This window comes from Pontibacter sp. LHS1 (assembly GCF_058932855.1).
Genome location: NZ_JBZYWF010000031.1, coordinates 1 through 1067, shown reverse-complemented (window position 1 = coordinate 1067; position 1067 = coordinate 1). Strand labels below are relative to the sequence as shown.

The window sequence follows — 1067 nt, the reverse complement described above, 5'->3', positions numbered from 1 at the left end:
GCCGAGCTGGGCGGCCTGCAGGCCCTGCAGCAGCTCTACCTGAGCGGCAACACTCTGACGGGGCCGATCCCAGCGGAGCTGGGAAACCTGCCGGGTCTGCAGCAGCTGCTGCTCTACGGCAACAGCCTGTCGGGTGATATACCGGCCTCCCTGGGGCAGCTTTCGGCGATGAGGCGGCTGGAGCTCCACGAGAACGAGCTGACCGGGGCGCTACCGGCCGGGGTGGCGGGGATGGCGGGGCTGACGCACCTGCGGCTGGAGGGCAACGCCCTGACGTGGGTGCCGGACCTGAGCCAGCACCCTAACCGGGCGCAGCTGACTGTGTACCTGCACCGCAACCGGCTGGACTTCGGTTCGATAGAGGCCAATTTAACAGGGGCCGGGCAGCACGAATTCCTCTCGCTGCGGTACAGCCCGCAGGGAGACTTGGCGGCATCTGCCGCGGTGAGCGTGGCGGAGGGCCAGCCCCTGACGCTGAGCCTGACAGTTGGGGGCACGCACAACGCCTACCAGTGGCACCGCCGGGTGAACGGGGTCTGGCAGAGTATCCCGGGGGCGACGCAGGCCAGCTACTCGGTGCCGTCGGCCTCTGCGGCCGACGCGGGGGGGTACAGGCTGGAGGTGACCAACGCCTGGGCCACGGCCCTTACACTCTACAGCACCGAGACCGCCGTCACGGTGACCGTGGGCGGGGTGGTGGAGCCGCCGCTGGCCTCCTCCCCGAGCCAGGATATGAACTACGTCATCACCAACACGGCGCAGGTCGGGGGTATGCTGACAGCCGAGGCGCTGGCGCAGGGCACCGTGCGGCAGACCAGCCAGCAAGTCACCTACTTCGACGGGCTGGGGCGGGAGCTGCAGACAGTGCTCACCAAGGCCAGCCCTACGGGACAGGACATCATCACGCCAGTCACCTATGATGCGCTGGGCAGGGTTTCCAAGACGTTCCTGCCCTACGCGGCAGGAGGCGTGGCCGGCTCCTACCGCCCTGCGGCCACGGACGAGCAGGCAGCCTTCTACGACCCCTCCAACTCTATGTACCCGGACGTGGCCAAAGACACCGCACC

Annotated in this window: 1 protein-coding gene; it reads left to right on the top strand. The window is 68.4% G+C overall.

Translation table 11 applies throughout. The annotated features are described in order from the left end of the window. Window positions 1-1067: DUF6443 domain-containing protein (locus tag AC5FXQ_RS21740; protein ID WP_493604510.1), on the top strand; the 1067-nt coding region annotated here is incomplete at both ends.